We start from the raw sequence: 22,171 nt of genomic DNA on the forward strand, positions 1-22,171 counted from the left end.
TTTGCCTTAATTTCTGCGGTCTTTGCAGAAATTAAGGCATCCGTTTTGGCATTCCTGCTCGCAACGCTACGCTTTTGCTCGCAAACGCCGTTCTTCGTAACGGCGTTCGCTAATCCCCTCGGAGTCGCCGCCCTTCGCTACAATCAACGGAAATTACTTTAATAATAAAATTTACAATATAAGTTGCACTTATTTACGTAGTTCCCTACTATACTCATGTACAAATTCTGTCAATCTCTTCAATGTTGCTGGTTGTACTTCTGGGAAGACTCCGTGGCCAAGGTTGAAAATGTGGCTGCCGTGTTCGACGCCTTGTTCGACGATTGCTTTTGCACGTTCTTCGATGATGTTCCAGTCGGCAAGCAGTAATGAAGGGTCTAAATTCCCTTGTAACGTCTTTGTTAAACCTCTTTCCCCGGCTTCTTTGATGCTTAAACGCCAGTCCAGGCCTACGACGTCGACAGGGAGGTCATGCCATTCGTTTGCCAAGTGGCTTGCGCCTACTCCAAATGTAATTAGTGGCACATTTAACTCGCGCAGCTCCGTAAAGATACGGTTCATGACTGGTTTGATGAATGTTCTGTAGTCCGAAACATTTAACGCTCCTACCCATGAGTCGAATACTTGGATTGCCGCGGCACCTGCGTTAACTTGCGCCTTGATGGACGTGATGATTGTATCCGCCAATTTGTTCATGAGGGCAAACCATGCTTCAGGTTCAGATACCATGAAGGATTTTGTCAGATTATAGCTTTTTGACGGACCGCCTTCAATCATATAGCTTGCCAACGTGAATGGTGCACCAGCGAAACCGATCAACGGTACAGTCAGTTGTTCTTTCAATATTTTAATCGTATCAATAACGAATGGGATATGATCTTCAGGAGACAGTTCTCCAAGATTATGAACATCTTGCACAGAACGGATTGGATTGGAAATAACAGGGCCAACGCCCGCTTTGATTTTCACATCGACTCCGATTCCTGGCAATGGCGTTACGATATCTTTATACAAAATCGCAGCATCTACATTGTAGTTATCAACTGGAAGCTTTGTTACATATGCACAAAGTTCCGGTTGGTGTGTGATTTCCTCGAGGGAGTATTTTTCCTTGATTTTACGGTATTCCGGTTGTGAACGGCCAGCTTGTCTCATGAACCAAACCGGTGTATGGTCAATTTTTTCGCCTCTTGCAGCACGAAGCAGTGTATCGTTAAATGTTGTCATAAATCGATTCCCACTTTCTTTGAAGTATTTAGCTTATGTTTTTCTTTATTCGCTATCAAATATAGACGTTTCCAAGTGTAAAGTATAGTATTTACCTCGTTTTGTCATGAATTTGTACTGCTTATCCGGACATTTCTGCCACCATATCGCCATTGTTTGTTTTAATTCTTCTGATAAGGGAAAATATGAGTAGTATGTATAGTAGAGGAGGTTTTGGGAGTGTATTTGTATATGACATCCGGAACGAAAGATTTTATGGAGAAACTTCAAGAACGTTATAAAGATGAAGGGTTGATCCTCATGCATGGTGGCGGACAGTCGCTTCTTTTACACGAAACGGAGGCGAAGTCGTTCTTTCAGACACCAAGACGCTATGAGGTCATTAGTTCGACCGGCAATCTGAAGGATGAAGGCTTTTTTGTTTGTAATAATGTCACAGTCACTGATGAAGGGCGTCCTGTTTTCGAACATCGTTTCTCTTCTTTACAAGAAGAAATCGAGTCACAACCCGGTTTCGTTGCATTCCGCTTGCTCCGTCCGATTGGTTCGGACACATATGTCATCATGACGGAATGGGAAGAGGCCTCGAATTTCGACTTGTGGAAAAGCACCCCATCGTATAAGAACTCCCACCAAATGATTGATAACAAGGAGTTTGCAAATAGTACGACACATATTTTTGCAAGCGCCCCCTATATTACGACATTTATTGCAAAGAAAGAGGATAGCGAACGATAAGTATATCTGAGTCAAAGCGAAGTCGTAAGACATATTGCGGGTCTCGAAACGTATTGTTATAATTATGAATGTATAGATAATACGTTTTTGAGAGGGGTTATCGAATGAATGGGCGACTGTTCGAAAAGCTGGACCTATCATATGAGGATATGGTGATCATCCGCAGACATCTGCATATGCATCCTGAATTATCTTTTAAAGAGGAGAAAACTGCACAATATATCCATGATTTCTACGTCGATCTTGGGGTCGAAGTTCGGTCAGGTGTTGGTGGTAATGGAGTAGTGGCTCGTATTAAAGGGGCTCGTCCAGGAAAAACGGTTGCACTGCGTGCCGATTTTGATGCATTACCGATCCAGGATGAAAAAGATGTCCCTTATAAATCCACAGTACCGGGCGTCATGCATGCATGCGGCCACGATGGACATACCGCCGCATTACTTCAATTGGCAAAAGCCTTCCATGAAATGCAGGAAGATCTTGCCGGGGAGTATGTGTTTATCCACCAACACGCGGAGGAATATGCTCCAGGCGGCGCCATTTCAATGATAGAAGACGGTTGTCTCGAAGGGGTCGATGCAATCTTCGGTACCCATCTCTGGTCGGGCACTCCATTGAGGACGATTGAATACTTAACAGGCCCGGTCATGGCGGCTGCCGATCGATTCGAAATAACAATCCAAGGGGCGGGCGGCCACGGGGCATCTCCGCATCAGACGAAAGATGCCGTAGTTATCGGAGCGCAACTTGTCATTAACCTTCAACAGCTTGTGTCGAGACGTGTCAATCCGATTGAATCCGCAGTACTTTCCGTCGGCTCTTTCATCGCCGATAACGCATTCAATGTAATCGCGGACTCTGCCAAACTTGGCGGTACCGTACGCTCCTTCAACCCCGAAATTCGTGATCTGATGGAAAGGGAAATGAAGCGTGTCGTCGAGGGAACTGCACTCGCCCACGACTGTGAAATCAAATTCGACTATTTCCGCGGATACCCTGCCGTCGTGAACCATAAGTCGGAGACCGAATTCCTTAAGGAAGTTGCCGAGCAAATCCCGGGAGTTGAAGCGGTCATCGAAAGCAAGCCGCATATGGGCGGAGAGGATTTCGCGTATTATTTGGAAAAGGTTCCAGGTACATTCTTCTTCACCGGAGCACAACCGGCAACACCTTATCCACACCATCATCCAAAATTCGATTTCGACGAACAAGCGATGTTACTTGCGGCGAAGACACTTGGTGCAGCTGCATTAGACTATCAAACTATTTAAGTTAAATAACGTTGACAAGGACACCCGATACAAGAAAGGTGTCCTTTTTCATTCAACAATTATTAGTTTTGAATAAATAATTCAAATTATCACACCAATTAATTGCTTTTATTCCATTTATCCTATACTATAAAATGGACGGGATAAACATAGAATTTTGACGAATAAGGGGGAATTACCGATCAAACAAGAGTTAACCACGAGATACATCATTACAGAAAAGACCTTCGCATTGGCACCCGAAAATGTAGACGGCAAAATCTTCACAAGAGTCATCGAGCGGGAGAAAACGTTGATCGTTTCGAAAAAACCGTTACAGATTGTGAGCCGATCTTGCGCCGAATATGGTTCCGATTTTGAAACCACCTTGAAGGCATCTAAAGTGTTATTCGGGAATAACAGACAAAAATCGCCCATTTTGTTGGCGAATTCTTACGGCTTACCATACATCTTCCTACCAACCTTATCACCTCAGTCAGACCAAAATGTATGGATTGCGTACCATGCAATCGATCTTTTCAACACTGACGGCTTAGGCACTTCCGTTCACTTTGATAATGGACAAACATTCAAAACGGAAATCTCAGCCCCCACCCTGTACCGCCAATTCGCATTGGCAAGAATGATCGAAAAAGATTTCCTGAAGAAACGGGAAATGGCAAACCGTTCATTTTTCTTTTTCCCGGCTAATGAGAGGCCGAATAATTTCCCGACCTTGTAAAATACGAATCCAATAATTCTTCCGTCCTATTTCTCAGGCGGACATTCAAATACCTGCGATGATCTTCATAGCCGCCACTGATGAAAATATATTCCGTAAACATACTATCCCTGTCCTTACGGATCACTTTCATATCATGGCGTCTCAGATAAAATTTCGTCTCTTGCAACTCGCTTTGAACCTGTGTCATCGTAGCATCAATAATTTTAAGGTAAGGGCCCTTCAACTTGAACGGGCCCTTTTCAAGCAGCTCCCGATCACGTTGCAATACAATCAAAAGCATCGGCAGGTAAATCATATTTTCAAAATAAGGCAATGCCTTCGCAGGAATTAAAGGCATCACTCTCTCCTCCTCTCAAAAGGAACATTTGTTCCCATTATATGATGAATATTTGAAATATGCAACACAGGCGGGAAGGTAATTTTATCCGCAGAGGGGAATGCGTGCGGCCGCTGCGCGCTTTATGCGTGATTATGGAGATTTATGGACTTTTGCAGCGATTTATGCGCATTTAGAGGGATTTATGCGGCTTTCAAGCGGCTTATGGACTTTTAAAAAGATTTATGCGTTTTTCGTACGATTTATATGTATTTAAAGGAATTTGGAAATAAAAAAAAGAGACCACCATTATGAATTAATGATGGACTCGTTCGTGTCTTTTATTCAAAACAACTACAATTATAGGCAATCACCGTTGATTGAAGCGCAGGGCGGCGACTCCAGCGGGAATAGCATGAGCTGAAGACCCTGGACTGAGCGAAGCGAGGGAAGCGGCTGAAGCCATGCCCGCGGAAAGCGTCCGCCCGGAGCGGAAATCAACAGTTGCCTACTTCTGATCCTCCATATAATAAACCGAAGTAACCTTCCATTCCCCATCCTCTTTCGCGAAAACAGTCACCTGACGACCATTACGCTTCGTCTCAAGACCCGTCGACTTCTGCTTCATCGAAGTAGACAAATTCGCAAAAACCTGAGCCTCATTCGCATCCTCATCATACTTAACAACCGTCACATCATTCGCTTCACGGCTCAACGCATACTCCTTAAAAACACCCTCAATATAAACCCGCTCTTCATCAATCGTAAAACTCTTAGGATTCTTAGAAAGAACTCCCATATACTCATCAATATCCTGATTATTAAACGCATGCATATACGTATCAAACGACTTTATAATAAGCTCCTTCTCCGCAGAAGGAACATTCGCAGCCTCTTCAATCGACCCGCCCAACATATTAAAACCAACCTTATTCTCATCTACCCCATGATCAATCGAACCGAAACCGCCAACCGTTTCACCATCACTGACAGAACCACCTGTAGAATTTTCCTTCTTGGAACATGCAGCTAAAATAAGAACAAGCGCTAAAATCGTGTAAATCAATACATTTTTCTTCATATTTCTCCTCCTGACATTAAAAAAAGGGACCCTTTAAAAGGCCCCTTTATCATAACAATCACTACTACTTAACTTCAACCCAGCCGTTCTTTATTGCAGTGACAACTGCCTGAGTACGGTCGTTGACAGCCATCTTTTGTAGAATGCTGGATACATGGTTTTTAACTGTTTTTTCGGAAATGAAAAGCGTTTCTCCGATTGTACGGTTGCTTTGTCCATCCGTCAACAACTGTAATACTTCACATTCACGTCTTGTTAATAAATGAAGCGGACGGCGAATGTCGTTTTGATGGAAGTATCCTTTATGTTCACGTTCGCTGAGTCGACGGTATTCCGCAACAAGATTGCGAGTCACTTTTGGATGCAGGTATGAACCCCCGGTAGCTACGACCTTGATTGCCTGTACGATAGCGTCAGCGTCCATTTCTTTCAACATATAGCCAAGCGCGCCTGACTTCAACGCATGCGATACATATGATTCATCGTCATGGATGGAGAGAATGATGATTTTCGCATCCGGGAATTCATTTTTAACCTTTTCTGTTGCCTCTACGCCATTCATTCCCGGCATGTTGATATCCATTAATACGACGTCTGGTTCAAAGCGTCTGTAAAGTTCAACTACTTCAGATCCATCGTCCCCTTCTCCCACTACTTCGAATGAGTCTTCGAAATCGAGAATACGCTTCACACCTTCACGGAAAAGCTGATGGTCATCCACAATTAATATTTTGGTCATTTTCATTCCCTCCCAATACCCTTTTCAACAATTATATTTTCCTGTAACGGAATACGGAATAACACTGTCGTACCATTGCCGACGCTTGAAATGATCTTCATCTCGCCTTTCAGCAATTCAATGCGCTCTCGCATTCCAATAATACCGAATGATTTCTCTTTAGATTGATTAACGTCAAAGCCTTTTCCATTATCTTTCACTACAATGTTCATTGTATCACGAAGCCATTCAATTTTCACCCATACATCCCTTGATTTACCATGTTTAAGGGCATTGGTAATGCATTCTTGAACAAGTCGGAAAGTCGATACTTCGAAATTCGGCTCCAACCGTCGCTCGCTGCCATTATTCATGAAGTGAATTGTAGTGCCTTTCTCATACTCCATCGTTGTTTGGGAATACTTTCGCAGTGTCGGTATTAATCCCAAATCATCGAGCGCCATGGGACGTAGGTCATAAATAATACGCCGCACTTCAAGAAGGGCCTTTCTAACCATTTCTTTTAATGAGTGAAGCTCCGATATTGCCTCACCAGTCCCTCTTTCCATAAAGGTCTTTTCAATAAGTCCAGAACGAAGCAGAACATTGGCAAGCATTTGGGCTGGTCCATCGTGAATATCCCGGGAGAGGCGTTTTCGTTCCTCCTCTTGGGCTTGAATGATCTGAATAGCGAACTCCTGTTTCTTTCGTGCCGTTTCCAACGCTTGACCAACCTTTTTCAAGTCGGAAGTCAAATACGAAATGACTACCGTTACCTGATTCACAAGGTGATCCGCTTTATCGATTGTCTCTAATAGAGCTGCTATTCGCCGATCAAGATCATCCCGGCGTGAACGTAATTGCTTTTCCTCCATCCGGTTGATAGATAACCTAACAAGCAGATCATTTGCAGTCTCATAAGCCTTTCGCACTTCTTCTTCGGTGTAATTCATAAAATTCTTCGATACATCCGCAAGCCTTCTTCGAGAATGACGCGTCAAATCTTCTAAATTATCACCTTCATCGATTACCCGGGAAATCTCTTCTTTAATAAGTGCAATTTCGGTCTGCATTTCCTGGAAGGTTTGGCGGCTTTGCTCGCTAATAGAGAAAATATCATTTTTGGATTTATCCATCACATTAACCATATTATCGAAGATACTTTCCAAACGTTGGATATCCATGGTATTTTCTGCCAACTTCAACACTCCTATCCAGGCCACTATGTAGCAATGTTGCAGTATTCTTTAATAACGAATACACTTTATTATTATATCATCATAAAACTGAATACATATTAAGATTGTATTACAAGTGATAGGAGTGCTGCAAATGAGAGCGGATTACAAAACAGTCAAATTGTCTGGCGAAAGTGAAATCGTCATACAAAAATCCAGATTCCTCACATATGTCAGACGGGTTGAGACGGAAGAGGAAGCGTTGGATTTCATCCAAGAGATCAAAAAGATGCACCATACAGCGACACACAATTGTTCAGCCTATATTATCGGGGAGCACGACCAGATACAAAAAGCGAATGATGATGGAGAACCTTCCGGAACAGCTGGTTTTCCAATGCTTGAAGTCCTAAAAAAACAGGGATTAAAAGATACTGCGGTAGTAGTGACCCGCTATTTTGGCGGTATTAAATTAGGAGGCGGCGGGCTGATCCGGGCTTATGGACGGGCGACAACCGAAGGAATAGCCGCAACCGGTGTAGTTGAGCGAAAGCTGCATAATTTAATGAAAGTAGCCATTGATTATACTTGGCTTGGAAAAGTTGAGAATGAAGTTAGGCAATCTCCTTATCCATTAAAAGAGATCCTTTATGAAGAAGACGTCAGCTTGCTGCTTTACGTACCAACTGATAGTTCCAATGAATTTATTGATTGGATTACAGAATTGACTAACGGCCAAGCCGATATATCCACCGTTTCTAATACTTTCCTTGAATTTGAAGTTTGATAATAGTATACGGTAACCGAATTTAATAGTATAATGGTGAAAGTTGACGAATGATTACATTTATTGCAACTAAATTACATGTCGACATTTGCGCATACTATGAGGAAGATTAAAATTGCTAAGTAAATTCCTTAGCCCGGTGGAGGCTTATATATGAAAAGAAAAGAATTTAAAAAAATGAAGAAAGCGACGTCTAAAACTCGTATCGCCGTCAAAATCGGCCTATTGGTGTCGCTAACTGCATTGCTTGTAGTGGCTTCCTACGCGCTTTCTTTGCGTCAGAAGGCTGAACAAGCTGTCGAAAATGCATTTGAGGCGGTTCCTACTACATCGAAATCCGATTTAAGGGGCAGTGGCAAGGTCGAACCGGCGAAGGATAATGTATCCATCTTACTGATCGGTGTAGATGAAACTGACGTACGGCACGAAGCACGTGGCCGCTCCGACGCCCTACTTGTCGCAACTTTCAACGTGGAAGAAAAGTCCGTAAAGTTGTTAAGCATCCCACGGGATTCATATGTGTATATCCCAAAGGTCAAATATAAAGACCGGATCAACCATGCTCACGCTTTCGGAGGAACCCATGCAGCAATCGAGACAGTCGAGGAATTGTTGGACATTCCAATCGATTATTATGTGAAGATGAATTTCAATGCGTTTATCGAAGTTGTCGATGCTTTAGGCGGTATTGAAGTCGAAGTACCGTATAACAGACTGGAAAAAGACGAGAATGATAAAAATACGATTCAATTAGTCAAAGGCGTGCATACGCTTGATGGCCGACACGCCCTTGCATTGGCGCGTACCCGTAAGCTTGATAGCGACCTTGAGCGCGGAAAGCGACAACAAATGATCTTGCAAGCAATCATTAAAGAAATGGCTTCAGTGAAATCAATCGGAAAATACGGCGATGTCATCGAAGCTGTCGGTGATAATATGAAAACCGACATGACGTTTAATGAAATGACATCATTCTGGGAATATGCAAAAGGCGGCATGCCAAAAATCGATACGATCAACCTAAAAGGTACTGATGACTATTCAAGAGGTCCATATTATTACCAATTGGATCAAGCCGACCTCGAGAATGTAAGGCAATTATTGCAAGCCCATCTTGGACTCATCCCGGATTCTTCAAATTTGACCGATGGCAGCAGTTCAGACGTTTTCGGAGCAACAGATGAAACCGCTGATGGCAGTGAAGATATAAAATGACCTAACATCCCCGCTGATTCCATTCAGCGGGGTGTTTTTTTATTGTATTCGATTCCAATAAAAAAACGATGATATGCAACATGTGCATACCACCGTATCATATTGTATTCATTTATTTTCCAATCATACGAACAAGGTTCAATAATGGACGATAATTTGTTCCGGCCAGGCCAATCGCTTCGACGAAAAGCTCAATTGCAAGAAGCATGACGGCGATAAGTACGATTGCACCCCAGACAGTTGCCTGTGAGAAAAGTACAGCCGCGACACCGAAAAGAATCGCAAGTCCATAAATGATAAGGACTGTCTGTCTGTGGGAGAATCCTGCTCTCAACAGACAATGGTGTAAATGTGATTTATCGGGTGCTGAAATCGGTTGTTTCATCCTTACCCGACGAACAATTGCAAAGAATGTATCCGAAATCGGTACACCTAACATGATGATCGGGATGACCAACGATACGACCGCGACGTTCTTAAACCCTAATAATGCCAATACAGCAATCATATAACCAAGGAATAATGCCCCTGTATCCCCCATGAAAATTTTCGCTGGGTGGAAATTATAGAATAAAAAGCCGAGTGAACTTGCAGCCAAAATTGCTGCAGTTGCCACAACAAACATGTCTCCCATAATTACAGCCATCACAGTGATGGAAATAAGAGCGATTGTAGAAACGCCGGCAGCAAGACCATCCAAGCCGTCAATTAGATTAATAGCGTTCGTTATGCCAACGATCCAAATGATCGTAATTGGAATACTTAAGTATCCAAAATCAAAAGGACCGAAAAATGGTAAGTTAATGAATTCGATTTGTAAACCGCCCCACGCTACAACTACAATCGCAGCAGCCAATTGGCCGATTAACTTAGCCTTAGCGGTGATTTCAAGCATATCATCCAAAAATCCAGTTATTATAATGATTAGTGCTCCAACAAGAATTCCAATTGCATGTTCATCTTCAGGGCGTAATAATAAATAGCCGACAGCGAAAGCGCCAAAGATTGCCACTCCGCCGATACGCGGCATGACGGTTGCATGCACTTTCCTATAATTGGGATGATCGACTGCCCCGATTCGGAATGCAAACTTTATGACAAGTGGAGTTAGTATGATGGAAGCTACGAATGCAGCAGCCATTGCAAGGAATAACATGTCCTTCCTCCCCGTAGAAAACAAATTTAGATAGCCAAACGTATTATAGCACGTTTGGATAGGGAAAGCATCCAAGTTCATAAAAACATAGATTACCATACCCTATTTTAATTTAATTCAAACCACAAATTGTACATTTAATGGCTTCACATCGTTCATACTGCTTGCAATTCTCCCTTGTGGTAGTCATTTCATATATACTTTGATAAAATAGACGTATCCTTAAAGAAGGATTAGACAAAGGAGCATCCATTACATGTTATCATTTTTTAAGCGTTCAAACCAAACAAGTGAAAGGCAGCTTCGCAAATACCGCAAAGTTGTTCAACACATAAATAATTTAGAATCAAAATACGAGAGCTTCACTGACGAAGAACTTGCAAATATGACAACAGTATTTAAAGAACAGCTCGGAAACGGTGAGACAGTCCATGATATCCTTCCGGAGGCATTCGCCGTTGTTCGCGAAGCATCGAAACGAATCTTGGATATGCGCCACTTCGATGTGCAACTAATCGGCGGAATGGTATTAGCAGAAGGAAATATAGCGGAAATGCCGACCGGTGAAGGAAAGACGCTTGTCGCTTCCCTTCCTTCCTATTTAAGAGCCCTTGAAGGTAAAGGTGTCCACGTTATTACCGTCAACGACTACCTTGCAAAACGGGATTTCGATCAAATCGGTCAAATCCATCGCTTCCTTGGACTGACTGTCGGTTTAAATGTTCCGATGATGCAACCCGATGAAAAGCAGGATGCCTATTTGGCCGATATTACATACGGAGTCGGCACTGAGTTTGGATTCGACTATCTTCGGGATAATATGGCGCGCCATACAGCGGATAAAGTTCAGCGTCCATACCATTTTGCGATTATCGATGAAGTCGACAGCGTCCTGATTGACGAAGCGAAAACTCCTTTGATTGTCGCCGGTAAAATGCAGGCAGATGCGGATCTTCATTTTATCGCTGCAAGACTTGCTAAACGTTTCAAAAAAGGTGTGGATTTTGAGTTCGATGATGAAACAAAAGCGACTTCATTGACTGAGGAAGGCATCGAGAAGGTCGAAAAGGCGTTTGGCATCGATAATCTATATGATCTGGAACACCAGACACTTTACCACTATATGATCCAAGCTGTTCGCGCATTTGTCATATTCAAACGCGATGTCGATTATATCGTGAAAGATGAAAAAGTAGAGCTTGTCGACATGTTCACAGGCCGTATCATGGAAGGTAGGACGTTATCCGACGGGCTTCACCAGGCGATTGAAGCAAAAGAAGGCCTACCAATCACCGATGAAAATAAGGCACAAGCCCAGATTACGATTCAGAACTATTTCCGGATGTACCCGACCCTTAGCGGGATGACAGGAACTGCGAAGACACAAGAAAAGGAATTCCGTGAAGTTTATAATATGGAAGTTATTCAAATTCCGACGAATCGTCCCCGTGCCCGTATTGATTCACCAGATAAGGTATACCAAACAATCGAGCAGAAATACGAAGCTGTTGCAAAAGAAGTCGCCAAGCGACATGAAAAAGGACAACCCGTTCTTGTTGGAACAACGTCTATTTTGCAATCGGAAAAAGTGGCCAATTACTTGGATCGCTTGAATCTTAACTATAACCTTTTGAACGCCAAGAGCGTAGAGCAGGAAGTCGACCTTATTTCACAAGCGGGGCAATACGGTCATATTACGGTCGCTACGAACATGGCAGGACGAGGAACGGACATTATGCTTGGTGAAGGCGTTGAAGAAATCGGCGGACTTTTCGTCTTGGGGACGGAAAAGCATGAAAGCCGTCGAATTGACAACCAATTACGCGGTCGTTCCGGTCGACAAGGAGACCACGGTGAAAGCCAGTTCTTCATTTCACTTGAAGATGAAATGTTTACTCGTTTCGCAAAAGATGATTTGGAGAAATTTAATAAAAAAGTGAAAACCGATGAAGACGGTCTCGTTCAAAATGCCGATGTGAATGAATTGACAGAGCGCACGCAACGAATTGTCGAGGGTGCCCACTTCTCCATGCGCGAATACAATTTGAAGTTAGATGATGTCATTAATGACCAACGCGGTGTTCTTTACTCATTACGGGATAAGGTTCTTGAACAAGAAGACCTGTTCAGCCAGTTAAAAACAATGGTGTCTGAAGCGGTGGAATTTGTCGTTTATGACAGTTGCCCTGAAAATGAAACGGCCGACAACTATGATTTCGAAAGAATCGAACGGACGATGAACAGTCTTTTACTGGAGCCTCTTACGTTACCGCATAATGTGGAAAAGCCGTCTGATATCCTGAAATTATACAAAGAGCCGATTGACGAACTGTTCGCCTATGTCGATTCTTTCGCTGATAATGAGGAAGTCGTCAACCTCATCCCTCAAGTCATGTTGAGCCATATCGATAGTATGTGGGTGAAACATCTTGAAGTGATGACCCGTCTTAAGGAAGGAATCGGTTTACGATCTTACGGGCAAGAAGATCCAATGCGAATTTATCAGCGTGAAGGCCTGCAACTATTCGCCAAACATTACCAAAAGTTGCGCCGCAGTATCGCATCAGAGGTAATCGGATTTATGAAGCTTATTTCAAAACAACAGGAGGCCGATGAATCATGAAACTTTTTTCCATGTTCAAGAAAACTGAAAAGACGGGAGCAGACAGCACTGTCGATTCAGGGGAAATTTTAGAGAACGCTGTCCAATCTGATGAAACGGATGATGTCGAAACGCAATTATCATTTCATCCGGAATGGGTTTTATCACAAGAGCAGGAATACGTATTCCGATTCCTGTCCAATGAACTTGAACCATTAAAACCAAACCAAATTTCCCTCGCTGGAGTCGATATCGACGTCGAAAAAGCGATCGACAGCTGGTTAGTCAAAGCATTTTTCAGATCATCACTGGATCAGGCAATTTCAATGGGACCTGTCGAATTGCTATTACTTGATGATAAAGGCGACGTGATTGCTTCCCAGGAATTCGATTTAAGTGAATTAGGAGAAATCCCGGCGCGCAGTGCTCGACCTTGGGTATTCGTTTTCACGAAACAAAATACATTCTTAGAAGAACCACCAAAGGAAAATTGGAAGCTTGCTTTCAACGTACAATCTATGGTGCCGCATAAGCTTGAGCTTGAACAAGCATGGGAAGACGGACTTTCGGCTGAACAGAAAGACGCACTTGAAAAAGTCGTTGAACGTATGCCGAAGTTAAAACCTCGTGAAGTGAACTTTGCAGGTTTCCAAGTGAAGAAACAGGATGAAGGCAGCATCGCAGTCTCCCTCTTCATCCGAAACGGTCATTCGAAGCAAATCAGCATCGAAAAGCTACCACTCGAGCTATTGGATGCAAATGGCGACCTCGTAGCACGCGGCTCATTCAATCTTGCTCCACTCGAAGTGAAAGCAAATACTTCAAAACCATGGACATTCATCTATCCGAAGGAAATGGTTCAAAAAGAAGATCCAGATTTCACAAAATGGGTCATTCGCGTACCACAGCAATAAGATATTTCATAAAATCGGGTGAAGGAAATTATTCCTTCACCCGGTTTTTAATTTATACTGGATTCGCTCATGATTTTTCGCATATCCGCTCATGATTTCACATATCCGCTCATGATTTCGCAAATCCGCTCATGATTTCGCATATCCGCTCATGATTTCGCATAGCCGCTCATGATTTCGCAAATTCGCTCATGATTTCACACAGCCGCTCATGATTTCATACATCCGCCCATGATTTCGCAAAGCCGCTCATGATTTCATACATCCGCCCATGATTTCGCAAATTCGCTCATGATTTCACACAGCCGCTCATGATTTCACATATCCGCTCATGATTTCGCAAAGCCGCTCATGATTTCGCATATCCGCTCATGATTTCGCAAATCCGCTCATGATTTCTCAAAGCCGCTCATGCTCTCACCAGAGCATTTTAGCTTGTAAGAAAAATAAAAAGCAGATTCCGTTTAGGAATCTGCCGTATGGGTAAGTTTAATTATATATTATTTTGACGCGACATCTGATACGCCAGTGATTCGCTTAGCGCCGATGTATCGCTTGCCCCAATAAGCTGGATCATTCAATTTATCGACACGAACGCCTCTTGAAGATGATGCATGCGCAAACTTTCCATCGCCGATATAGATACCAACATGGGATACTCCCTTGCCAGTCGTGTTAAAGAAAACCAAATCGCCTACAACAAGATCACTTTTAGCAACTTTTGTCCCAGTTGCATATAGTCCTGAAGACGAACGGGATAGATTAATCCCATGTTGCTTAAATACGAACTGAACATAGCCTGAGCAATCAAATCCGGCTTTTGAAGTCCCCCCGTATACATATCTGATCCCTTTAAGACTTGTAGCTGTTTGTGAAATTGCAGCTGAATCAATTGATGATGCTTCAGCTTGACCGATGAAAGGTGCGACGAGTAATAGTAAAGACAATGCAAAAACAGCAAAAGGCTTTTGCATGCGTGTTAAGATTCTCATATGTTCCCCCAGGTTTTTTTATATTTATCTGAAAAATCATCTAAGATAACTTTACCATGAACTATGCTCGTCCTATATTACAATTACGTAACAGTATCGTTACAAAAAATGATGTAAACTTACATTCGCAATACGCTTGTCATATTTGATGAAAAAGCCTAAAAAGCCGCTTCTCCACGCAGGAGATGCGGCTTTTCTGATAGGTTTAGATAGTCAAATCTGTAATAATCGTAACATCTTTATGATCATGTAAGTAAGTAATTGTCCAGTCCGGGTCAACTTTGCCTTCAAGGAACTTCGTAATTGCCGGCCGCTTCTTCTCACCGAATGCAAGTAGCACTAATTTCTTTGCACTTAAAATCGATGCAATCCCCATTGTCAATGCAGTGTTCGGGATCTTTTCATCGTTTTCGAAGTATTGGCTATTGACGCCTAATGTAGAGTCAGTCAATTCCGCTACATGAGTGACAGAATCAGCAGGAGTTCCTGGTTCATTGAATGCAATATGACCATTTTCCCCTACACCCAATAATTGAATGTCAAGACCGGCTTTTTGTAAGGCTTCTTCATATCGCTTGCATTCTTCCTCAAGGTTTTCCGCCATCCCATTAGGAATATTCGTTTCCTTAAATTCTTTTTTGCTGAATAAATGATCGTTCATGAAATATGCATAGCTATTCGGACTTTCGGCTTTGAGGCCAACATATTCATCCAAGTTAAACGTCGTTACATTTGAAAAATCCAATTCGGATTCGGTCAACTTTTTATATACAGGGATCATCGTGCTTCCTGTCGCTAAACCAAGGACATGAAGTCGATCGTTTTCAAGTTCTTCTTTTATCAACTGAAAAAATTGATCCGCACCCTTTTCAGGATTTTCAACTTGAATAAGTTTGTAATTTACCATTTGTTCTCAACCGACTTTCATTTTAAATTTGGTACTACCTATTTATTGTAATTTCCAGAAACAGTATGGTCAACTTTCAACCTATCGAACCACAAAATAAATTCCTTTTCCTACCTCCAACCGATTTAAACCACTTTATCATAACTATGGCGATATTTTGAATTCAATTTGTACAAAATGTGAAACTTTTTCACTATTTGAGATACATAGGGTTTTCCCTAATTCTCTATTTTCGACGTCGGACTATGATAAAAGTATCAACAAGCAAAACGAAATTCTGCCAAGGGGGTGGAAATAAATGACTAACAAAAATAAAAAGCAGAATCAACCTACACAAAAAGAATCTGAGATTAATTTAAAAGGTACGTTCATATCCGTAATGCTTCTTGGTGTATTTATCATTGTTTTATGGTTTGGCTCTTATGCTTTGTTTTTATCAAGATAATAGAATCAGTTAGGAGGAAAAACGATGCATTTGCATAAATATGAAAAAATTTGGCTCATATTCGGAGGGGCTTCACTCGCAATCTTCTTACTTGTTATCGGATTTGCTGCATTCTGGAAAGGGACACACCCGCAGAGCCATATTGAAACAATCGATCCACAAAATGTTGAGGAACATGAAGCATTTAAACCCGAGAACCTTGGTCTTCGTGAAGTAGCGGACGGAAAATACACTGTTAACCTCATTGCTTCCGCCTTCAACTATGATTTCGGAACAGACGCTGATGGAAAAGCAGTTAAACGAATCCGCGTACCAAAAGGTTCCACTGTACTATTTCAGGTTACTACTAAAGACGTCGTACACGGATTCCAAGTTGCAGGAACAAACGTCAATATGATGGTAGAACCAGGTCACGTAAGTAGGCTTGAAACTGTCATGAAAAATGCAGGAGAGTTCACGGTTGTATGTAATGAATATTGCGGAGTCGGTCATCACCAGATGTTCGCGGTCGTGGAGGTGTATGAATGATGCTGAAAAACTATAACTTTTCGAAGAAGGAATCCCGACTCTACATGTCGTTCATGTATGTGACATTTGCTGCGCTACTTATTGGGGGCCTCATGGGTCTGTTGCAGACATTTGCAAGGTCAGGGCAATTTCAATTGCCGTTTGGCATCAATTATTACACGATTTTAACTGTGCATGGCGTCATTTTGGGTCTCGTAATGACAACGTTTTTCATCATTGGCTTCCAATTTGCCCTTATGGGAAAAACAGTCGGCATCTCTGACAAACAGCGAAAATGGGCATGGCTTGCTTTCTGGACAATGCTTGCAGGTACAATTATGGCTGCAATTACTATCTTAGTCGGTCAAGCGAATGTTTTATACACATTTTATGCTCCACTTCGAGCACATCCTGCATTCTATTTCGGTCTCGCTTTAGTGATCGTCGGAAGCTGGATTGCTGTATTCGTTAATTTCCGTCAGCTATACGTATGGAAAAAAGCGAATCCTAATCAGAAATCTCCATTACTTGCATTCATGGTTACGATCAATATGGCAATGTGGTTTATCGCATCACTTGGTGTAGCAACTTCTGTCTTGGTCCAATTCATCCCATGGTCACTCGGATATGCAGCAACAATCAATGTTTTGCTAAGCCGTACATTATTCTGGTATTTCGGTCACCCGCTCGTCTATTTTTGGTTGCTTCCTGCCTACATGGCATGGTATGCAATTCTTCCAAAAATTATTGGTGGAAAGTTATTCAGTGATTCCCTTGCAAGAATGGCATTTATCCTATTGCTTTTATTCTCAATTCCAGTCGGATTCCATCACCAATTGACTGAACCAGGTATCGATCCAACATGGAAATTCATCCAAGTTGTCCTAACATTCATGGTTATAATCCCTTCATTGATGACTGCATTCTCGATTTTTGGAACGTTTGAAGTGAGAGGACGTAAATTAGGACATAAAGGGCTTTTCGGATGGTTTAGAAACTTACCGTGGAATGATGTACGTTTCCTTGCTCCATTCATCGGAATGGTTGCTTTCATCCCGGGCGGTGCAGGCGGTATCGTTAACGCATCTCACCAAATGAACGCACTTGTCCATAATACGATCTGGGTTACAGGTCATTTCCACTTAACTGTTGCAACTACTGTTATTCTAACGTATTTCGGTATGGCATACTGGCTTGTTCCACATTTGACCGGCCGGAGATTGACTCCAAAGTTGAATAAGTTAGGGATTGTTCAAACGATCATTTGGACGGTCGGTATGACAATCATGTCAACTGCCATGCATATCCAAGGTCTACTTGGCGGCCCGCGTCGTTCCGACTTCTCGAATTATATGGGCGGCGAACAAGTGAATACATGGATCACCTATCAAGTAGCACAAGCAGTCGGTGGTACAATTCTTTTCATCGGCATCATCCTGATGATCTATATATTCATACAACTTGCATTCTTCGCTCCAAAAGGAGTTCAGGAATTCCCAGTTGCGGAAGAAGAAATCGATGCAGAACCGACACCTAAAATACTTGAAAACTGGTATTTATGGATTGGAATCACAATCGCACTTATTCTATTCGCGTATACGATTCCAGTAATTGATATTATAAAACACTCCCCTCCTGGATCGATTCCATTCGATTGGCCGATCGGTAGGTAATTCTCAAGCCTCGGGTATACCATGCCCGGGGCTTTGTTATTTTGAAGGTACTTATCAGAAAGTTACAAGTATGGTATAGTGAATGAATAGTCACTCACTTATAGTTAGGGATGGTGTTTGGAATGAACTTGGAAGAGATGAGCATGGAAGATATTTGGTCTGAAATCGACAAGCGATTGAATGAAAATCGTAGTCCCATTGAAGGGATGAACACAACATATTCTTTGGAATTAACCGGCGAAGAAGGTGGCGTATATGGACTTAAGTTCGCAGAAGGTGAAGCCGAAATCATCAATGGGGATCCGGGTGAAGTTGATTGCTCCTTGAAGATGAGCGTCGGGGATTTCAAGAAATTGCTTGCCGGCAATTTGAATTCGACAGCGTCATTCATGATGGGGAAACTAAAAGTAAAAGGCAATATCGGGTTAGCTTTGAAGCTTGAAAACTTGTTGAAACAATATCAGTTTTGAATGGACAATGCTGAACTAAATAATTCTACACATACGACTAAGAATCATCTCTCAAATGATGATCTTGGTCTTTTTATTTTCCCGAAAAGCCTTCCTTATTTCATCATTATAGATTAGTATTAACATGTGTCTTGACAACTATCATGATTACAAAGGAGAAAAGAGAATGAAGAACAATAGTATGTGGTCTTTTAAACTCTCAACTGCCGCACTCGTTTTAATTCCCGCCGCGGTCGGTATTAATTTCATCGGAAAGTTATTTGCAAGCCTATTAAAATTACCATTATGGGTGGATTCAATAGGAACTGTCCTATCCAGTATGCTCGCAGGTCCAATCGTCGGCGCACTTACTGGTATCGTCAATAATGTATTTTATGGATTTACGACCAGTCCCGTTTCTTTTGTGTACGCAATCACCTCCGCCGTCATAGGCTTAGTCACGGGAATCATGGCGTACAAAGGTTGGATTTCGAATGTTGGTAAAGCAATCGTCCTTGGTCTGGTCGTCGGTTTCATTGCCGCAATCGTATCAACACCACTTAACATTATGTTTTGGGAAGGGACGACGGATAATGTTTGGGGAGATGCATTGTTTGCTTTATTGCTCTCAAAGGATATGCCCCTCTATCTTGCATCATTCGCAGATAGCATTGTAGTCGATGTCCCGGACAAAGTCATCACTGTACTGCTCAGTTACCTAATCTTTAAAGGACTGCCGAAAAACGTAAAAAATATGTACGACAATACAGGTGAAATTGAACGGCTTTAATAAATCATGGTAGGAGGTTTTGAAATGAACAACATGACTCTATATGTAAAAAAGGACTCACCGATTCATACGGTCGATCCACTTACAAAGCTATTATTCGCATTTTATTCCGTCATATTGACGTACATCCTTTCAAGCCACCTACCCGTTTTACTGATTCTTTTAACGACATTCATTGTTTTACTTACCGGCAAGGTGTTTAAATACATTTTGCCGGTTATCGGTGTTAGTTTTTTATTGATCATTTCCATCATCATTATCCAAGGATTTTTTCATCCAAGCAGAGCGACGGTCCTCTTTGAAATTGGTCCAATTACCATCTATAAGGAAGGCTTTTCAATTGCATTTTTAATCGCCCTTCGCGTTATCAATATGGTCGCTGCTTTCGGAGTTCTGATTTTTACGACGAAGCCGGATGATTTAGTTAACGCGTTGCTACATAAAGGATTGTCTCCAAGATTCGGCTACGTACTGCTTTCCGTACTACAAATCATTCCTCAAATGGTCTCGCTGACCGGTAAAATTACAGATGCACAACGGGCCCGCGGCATGGAAACAGAAGGTTCATTATGGTTACGATTCAAATCATTCATCCCCCTATTAGGACCAGTTGTCTTAAATTCTTTGAATGAAACACGTGAACGATCCATCGCTCTTGAAATACGTGGTTTCAATGCAAAAGGAAAAAGGACGTATTTACGTGAAATTGAAATCTATCGTCATAGTCGGTCGTTGAAGATTTTAATGACAGTCGTTTTTATGTCTGTCATCGTTTGGAGGTTCGTCATATGAATGCGTTAACCGTCAGGAATTTGAAATACAAGTACCCTGATAGCTCCAATTTTGCGTTGGACGATATTTCATTTTCCGTACAAAAAGGAGAATTCATAGGGATTGCAGGGATGAATACAGCAGGCAAGTCGACATTATGTTATGCACTTTGCGGGCTTGTCCCCCACTTTTTTAAAGGGGCTTATGGCGGGGATATTTTAATTGGCGATATGGATATTTTATCGCATGAAATCAGCGATATCGCGGCAAAAGTAGGACTTGTTTTTGAAAACCCCTTCTCCCAGATGACTGGGGCCAAGTTCACAGTCTATGATGAAATCGCATTCGGGTTAGAGAATTATGGCGTCCCCCGTGAGGAAATGCAGAAACGAATAGAAAAAACGATGCAGATGCTTGATATCGATCATTTGCAGAATAAAAATCCGTTTTCATTGTCGGGGGGACAAATGCAACGGGTTGCGATAGCAAGTGTCATTGCCATGCATCCAGATATTCTTATCCTTGATGAACCAACTTCACAATTAGATCCCGAGGGCGCGGAGGAAGTGTTCCGCATTGTCGAAAAGCTTGCAGAGGGCGGAATGACAATCATTATGGTGGAACAGAAGCTTGAAAAACTATCAGTGTATGCGGATCGGATATTATTGATGCACGAAGGGAAGTTAATCCAGGATGGAGCCCCTTCAGAAGTCTTTTCTAGAGACGACCTAAATTGTTATGGTGTAGAACCGCCTATGTATGCTAAGGTTGCTCGTGCACTCAATTTGAGGAATGAAAAGACAGGACTTTACCCTATTACTTTGGAAGAAATGCCGACTGAATTGAAGTTGCAATTTCGAGCTGAGGAAGAGCCAGATAAGTGTACGCAAGAGACTCCCGAATTAGTCGTCCGCAATCTCCACTTCGGATATGGAAAAGAGAATGATGTCATTAAAGGTTTGAATGTTACGTTAAGTGGCGAGCCTATCGCGATTATCGGCCAAAACGGAGCTGGAAAAACGACGTTTGTAAAATTATTGAAAGGATTGTTGAACCCACGACAAGGTGAAATCCTCTTCAATGGCATGAGTAATTCTGATTCAACAGCCGCAAAATTGGCAAAGCACATCGGACTCATCTTCCAGAATCCAAACGACCAGATTTTTAAGAATAAAGTGCTTGATGAAGTGATGTTCGGTCCATTGAATATCGACCAATCGTATGAAACTGCATTGGCCAATGCCAAGGCAATGCTTGAACTTGTAGGGCTAACAGGTAAAGAGGAAGAAAATCCATATGATTTAAGTCTCGCGGAACGAAAAATGGTTGCAATGGCATCCATTCTTGCAATGGATACAGATATCGTCATTTTCGACGAACCGACGATGGGACAGGATTTTAAAGGCAAGGCGAAAGTAAAGGAAATCATCCAGTCGCTTTATAAACAAGGGAAACTGGTCATCTGCATTTTACATGACATGGATTTTGTTGCAGATACACTTGGAAGGACAATCATATTCAGCAAGGGGCAAATGCTCTTTGACGGCTCAACCCGTGAAGCGTTCGCAAAAGAGAAAGAATTGCAGGATGCACGTGTTGAACAACCCCATATCACTCAACTCGTCCGTAAGTTAGGATATGAGGAAATTATACTAAAAGAAATAGAATTAGGAACTGCCACACTGTCACGGTGATAGAGTGGCAGTTTTT

Annotated in this window: 22 protein-coding genes and 1 pseudogene; 15 read left to right on the forward strand and 8 right to left on the reverse strand. The window is 42.2% G+C overall.

Translation table 11 applies throughout. The annotated features are described in order from the left end of the window. Positions 1-189 precede the first annotated feature (189 nt). The gene (hemE, locus tag NSQ43_RS14805) at positions 190-1,227 is read right to left on the reverse strand and encodes a uroporphyrinogen decarboxylase (protein ID WP_339251414.1); all 1,038 of its coding nucleotides are present in this window, start codon (positions 1,225-1,227) and stop codon (positions 190-192) included. A gap of 219 nt (positions 1,228-1,446) precedes the next feature. On the opposite strand from hemE, the gene NSQ43_RS14810 reads away from it, so the two are divergent. From NSQ43_RS14810 to NSQ43_RS14825, 4 genes and pseudogenes are all read left to right on the forward strand, one after another. After that, on the forward strand, positions 1,447-1,965 hold the full coding sequence (locus NSQ43_RS14810) for an antibiotic biosynthesis monooxygenase (protein WP_339251415.1): 519 nt from the start codon (positions 1,447-1,449) through the stop codon (positions 1,963-1,965). Between the two features lie 431 nt (positions 1,966-2,396). Next, positions 2,397-2,505: pseudogene (locus tag NSQ43_RS14815) on the forward strand. 5 nt (positions 2,506-2,510) lie between these two features. Next, positions 2,511-3,236, forward strand: coding sequence for an amidohydrolase (locus tag NSQ43_RS14820; protein WP_339251416.1), 726 nt, complete (start codon positions 2,511-2,513; stop codon positions 3,234-3,236). A 157-nt stretch (positions 3,237-3,393) separates the two neighbouring features. Then, positions 3,394-3,957: a competence protein ComK gene (locus NSQ43_RS14825; RefSeq protein WP_339251418.1), complete on the forward strand. Its 564-nt coding sequence runs from the start codon at positions 3,394-3,396 to the stop codon at positions 3,955-3,957. Here NSQ43_RS14825 and NSQ43_RS14830 read toward each other — a convergent pair. From NSQ43_RS14830 to NSQ43_RS14845, 4 genes are all read right to left on the reverse strand, one after another. Continuing rightward, the gene (locus NSQ43_RS14830) at positions 3,923-4,297 is read right to left on the reverse strand and encodes a hypothetical protein (protein WP_339251420.1); all 375 of its coding nucleotides are present in this window, start codon (positions 4,295-4,297) and stop codon (positions 3,923-3,925) included. The two genes, NSQ43_RS14825 and NSQ43_RS14830, sit on opposite strands and share 35 nt — an antisense overlap. Positions 4,298-4,784: 487 nt before the next feature. Continuing rightward, on the reverse strand, positions 4,785-5,357 hold the full coding sequence (locus NSQ43_RS14835; protein ID WP_339251421.1) for a nuclear transport factor 2 family protein: 573 nt from the start codon (positions 5,355-5,357) through the stop codon (positions 4,785-4,787). A gap of 64 nt (positions 5,358-5,421) precedes the next feature. Next, positions 5,422-6,096: a response regulator transcription factor gene (locus NSQ43_RS14840; protein ID WP_339251423.1), complete on the reverse strand. Its 675-nt coding sequence runs from the start codon at positions 6,094-6,096 to the stop codon at positions 5,422-5,424. Positions 6,097-6,098: 2 nt separating this feature from the next. Next, positions 6,099-7,274 carry a sensor histidine kinase gene (locus tag NSQ43_RS14845; protein WP_339251425.1) on the reverse strand — a complete coding sequence of 392 codons (1,176 nt, stop codon included), beginning with the start codon at positions 7,272-7,274 and terminating at the stop codon, positions 6,099-6,101. Positions 7,275-7,407: 133 nt separating this feature from the next. On the opposite strand from NSQ43_RS14845, the gene NSQ43_RS14850 reads away from it, so the two are divergent. Together NSQ43_RS14850 and NSQ43_RS14855 are read left to right on the forward strand one after the other, a co-directional pair. Next, complete coding sequence (locus NSQ43_RS14850; RefSeq protein WP_339251427.1) at positions 7,408-8,040, forward strand: YigZ family protein; 633 nt, start codon at positions 7,408-7,410, stop codon at positions 8,038-8,040. A gap of 153 nt (positions 8,041-8,193) precedes the next feature. Continuing rightward, positions 8,194-9,255 carry an LCP family protein gene (locus tag NSQ43_RS14855; protein WP_339251429.1) on the forward strand — a complete coding sequence of 354 codons (1,062 nt, stop codon included), beginning with the start codon at positions 8,194-8,196 and terminating at the stop codon, positions 9,253-9,255. Positions 9,256-9,367: 112 nt separating this feature from the next. Here NSQ43_RS14855 and NSQ43_RS14860 read toward each other — a convergent pair whose 3' ends face one another. Next, positions 9,368-10,411, reverse strand: coding sequence for an MraY family glycosyltransferase (locus NSQ43_RS14860; RefSeq protein WP_339251430.1), 1,044 nt, complete (start codon positions 10,409-10,411; stop codon positions 9,368-9,370). A 256-nt stretch (positions 10,412-10,667) separates the two neighbouring features. Here NSQ43_RS14860 and secA2 point away from each other — a divergent pair, with 256 nt between their 5' ends. Continuing rightward, positions 10,668-13,034 (forward strand): accessory Sec system translocase SecA2, encoded by a 2,367-nt coding sequence (gene secA2 / locus NSQ43_RS14865; protein ID WP_339251432.1) that lies wholly within the window; start codon positions 10,668-10,670, stop codon positions 13,032-13,034. Then, entirely contained in the window at positions 13,031-13,927 is an 897-nt protein-coding gene (locus NSQ43_RS14870) for an accessory Sec system S-layer assembly protein (RefSeq protein ID WP_339251434.1), read from the forward strand. The genes secA2 and NSQ43_RS14870 overlap by 4 nt, the downstream gene beginning before the upstream one ends. Positions 13,928-14,427: 500 nt before the next feature. Here the strand turns inward: NSQ43_RS14870 and NSQ43_RS14875 are convergent, their stop codons facing one another. Both NSQ43_RS14875 and NSQ43_RS14880 read right to left on the reverse strand, forming a co-directional pair. After that, entirely contained in the window at positions 14,428-14,919 is a 492-nt protein-coding gene (locus NSQ43_RS14875) for a C40 family peptidase (protein WP_339251436.1), read from the reverse strand. A gap of 205 nt (positions 14,920-15,124) precedes the next feature. Next, the gene (locus NSQ43_RS14880; RefSeq protein WP_339251438.1) at positions 15,125-15,826 is read right to left on the reverse strand and encodes a glucosamine-6-phosphate deaminase; all 702 of its coding nucleotides are present in this window, start codon (positions 15,824-15,826) and stop codon (positions 15,125-15,127) included. Positions 15,827-16,124: 298 nt separating this feature from the next. Here NSQ43_RS14880 and NSQ43_RS14885 point away from each other — a divergent pair, with 298 nt between their 5' ends. The 7 genes from NSQ43_RS14885 to NSQ43_RS14915 all read left to right on the forward strand — a co-directional run bounded on the left by NSQ43_RS14885 (position 16,125) and on the right by NSQ43_RS14915 (position 22,155). After that, a complete protein-coding gene (locus NSQ43_RS14885; protein WP_339251440.1) occupies positions 16,125-16,271 on the forward strand; it encodes a cytochrome c oxidase subunit 2A in 147 nt (48 codons plus the stop codon). 24 nt (positions 16,272-16,295) lie between these two features. Beyond that, positions 16,296-16,799, forward strand: coding sequence for a cytochrome c oxidase subunit II (locus NSQ43_RS14890; protein ID WP_339251442.1), 504 nt, complete (start codon positions 16,296-16,298; stop codon positions 16,797-16,799). After that, positions 16,796-18,451: a b(o/a)3-type cytochrome-c oxidase subunit 1 gene (locus NSQ43_RS14895; RefSeq protein WP_339251443.1), complete on the forward strand. Its 1,656-nt coding sequence runs from the start codon at positions 16,796-16,798 to the stop codon at positions 18,449-18,451. Before NSQ43_RS14890 ends, NSQ43_RS14895 begins: the two co-directional genes overlap by 4 nt. A 122-nt stretch (positions 18,452-18,573) precedes the next feature. Next, positions 18,574-18,921 (forward strand): SCP2 sterol-binding domain-containing protein, encoded by a 348-nt coding sequence (locus NSQ43_RS14900; protein ID WP_339251445.1) that lies wholly within the window; start codon positions 18,574-18,576, stop codon positions 18,919-18,921. Positions 18,922-19,087: 166 nt separating this feature from the next. Next, positions 19,088-19,690 (forward strand): ECF transporter S component, encoded by a 603-nt coding sequence (locus tag NSQ43_RS14905; RefSeq protein WP_339251447.1) that lies wholly within the window; start codon positions 19,088-19,090, stop codon positions 19,688-19,690. Positions 19,691-19,714: 24 nt separating this feature from the next. Further along, positions 19,715-20,482, forward strand: coding sequence for an energy-coupling factor transporter transmembrane component T (locus NSQ43_RS14910; RefSeq protein WP_339251448.1), 768 nt, complete (start codon positions 19,715-19,717; stop codon positions 20,480-20,482). Next, positions 20,479-22,155 (forward strand): energy-coupling factor transporter ATPase, encoded by a 1,677-nt coding sequence (locus NSQ43_RS14915; protein ID WP_339251450.1) that lies wholly within the window; start codon positions 20,479-20,481, stop codon positions 22,153-22,155. The genes NSQ43_RS14910 and NSQ43_RS14915 overlap by 4 nt, the downstream gene beginning before the upstream one ends. Positions 22,156-22,171 lie beyond the last annotated feature (16 nt).

This window comes from Sporosarcina sp. FSL W8-0480 (assembly GCF_037963765.1).
GTDB lineage: Bacteria > Bacillota > Bacilli > Bacillales_A > Planococcaceae > Sporosarcina.

What these genes read in the sequence shown, in the direction of transcription:
- NSQ43_RS14900 (WP_339251445.1), top strand. Translation starts at nt 18,574, where the DNA reads ATGAACTTGGAAGAGATGAGCATGGAAGATATTTGGTCTGAAATCGAC.
- NSQ43_RS14835 (WP_339251421.1), bottom strand. Translation starts at nt 5,357, where the DNA reads ATGAAGAAAAATGTATTGATTTACACGATTTTAGCGCTTGTTCTTATT.
- NSQ43_RS14830 (WP_339251420.1), bottom strand. Translation starts at nt 4,297, where the DNA reads ATGCCTTTAATTCCTGCGAAGGCATTGCCTTATTTTGAAAATATGATT.
- NSQ43_RS14820 (WP_339251416.1), top strand. Translation starts at nt 2,511, where the DNA reads ATGATAGAAGACGGTTGTCTCGAAGGGGTCGATGCAATCTTCGGTACC.
- NSQ43_RS14915 (WP_339251450.1), top strand. Translation starts at nt 20,479, where the DNA reads ATGAATGCGTTAACCGTCAGGAATTTGAAATACAAGTACCCTGATAGC.
- NSQ43_RS14875 (WP_339251436.1), bottom strand. Translation starts at nt 14,919, where the DNA reads ATGAGAATCTTAACACGCATGCAAAAGCCTTTTGCTGTTTTTGCATTG.
- NSQ43_RS14880 (WP_339251438.1), bottom strand. Translation starts at nt 15,826, where the DNA reads ATGGTAAATTACAAACTTATTCAAGTTGAAAATCCTGAAAAGGGTGCG.
- NSQ43_RS14895 (WP_339251443.1), top strand. Translation starts at nt 16,796, where the DNA reads ATGATGCTGAAAAACTATAACTTTTCGAAGAAGGAATCCCGACTCTAC.
- secA2 (WP_339251432.1), top strand. Translation starts at nt 10,668, where the DNA reads ATGTTATCATTTTTTAAGCGTTCAAACCAAACAAGTGAAAGGCAGCTT.
- hemE (WP_339251414.1), bottom strand. Translation starts at nt 1,227, where the DNA reads ATGACAACATTTAACGATACACTGCTTCGTGCTGCAAGAGGCGAAAAA.
- NSQ43_RS14890 (WP_339251442.1), top strand. Translation starts at nt 16,296, where the DNA reads ATGCATTTGCATAAATATGAAAAAATTTGGCTCATATTCGGAGGGGCT.
- NSQ43_RS14910 (WP_339251448.1), top strand. Translation starts at nt 19,715, where the DNA reads ATGAACAACATGACTCTATATGTAAAAAAGGACTCACCGATTCATACG.
- NSQ43_RS14855 (WP_339251429.1), top strand. Translation starts at nt 8,194, where the DNA reads ATGAAAAGAAAAGAATTTAAAAAAATGAAGAAAGCGACGTCTAAAACT.
- NSQ43_RS14885 (WP_339251440.1), top strand. Translation starts at nt 16,125, where the DNA reads ATGACTAACAAAAATAAAAAGCAGAATCAACCTACACAAAAAGAATCT.
- NSQ43_RS14905 (WP_339251447.1), top strand. Translation starts at nt 19,088, where the DNA reads ATGAAGAACAATAGTATGTGGTCTTTTAAACTCTCAACTGCCGCACTC.
- NSQ43_RS14860 (WP_339251430.1), bottom strand. Translation starts at nt 10,411, where the DNA reads ATGTTATTCCTTGCAATGGCTGCTGCATTCGTAGCTTCCATCATACTA.
- NSQ43_RS14850 (WP_339251427.1), top strand. Translation starts at nt 7,408, where the DNA reads ATGAGAGCGGATTACAAAACAGTCAAATTGTCTGGCGAAAGTGAAATC.
- NSQ43_RS14840 (WP_339251423.1), bottom strand. Translation starts at nt 6,096, where the DNA reads ATGACCAAAATATTAATTGTGGATGACCATCAGCTTTTCCGTGAAGGT.
- NSQ43_RS14870 (WP_339251434.1), top strand. Translation starts at nt 13,031, where the DNA reads ATGAAACTTTTTTCCATGTTCAAGAAAACTGAAAAGACGGGAGCAGAC.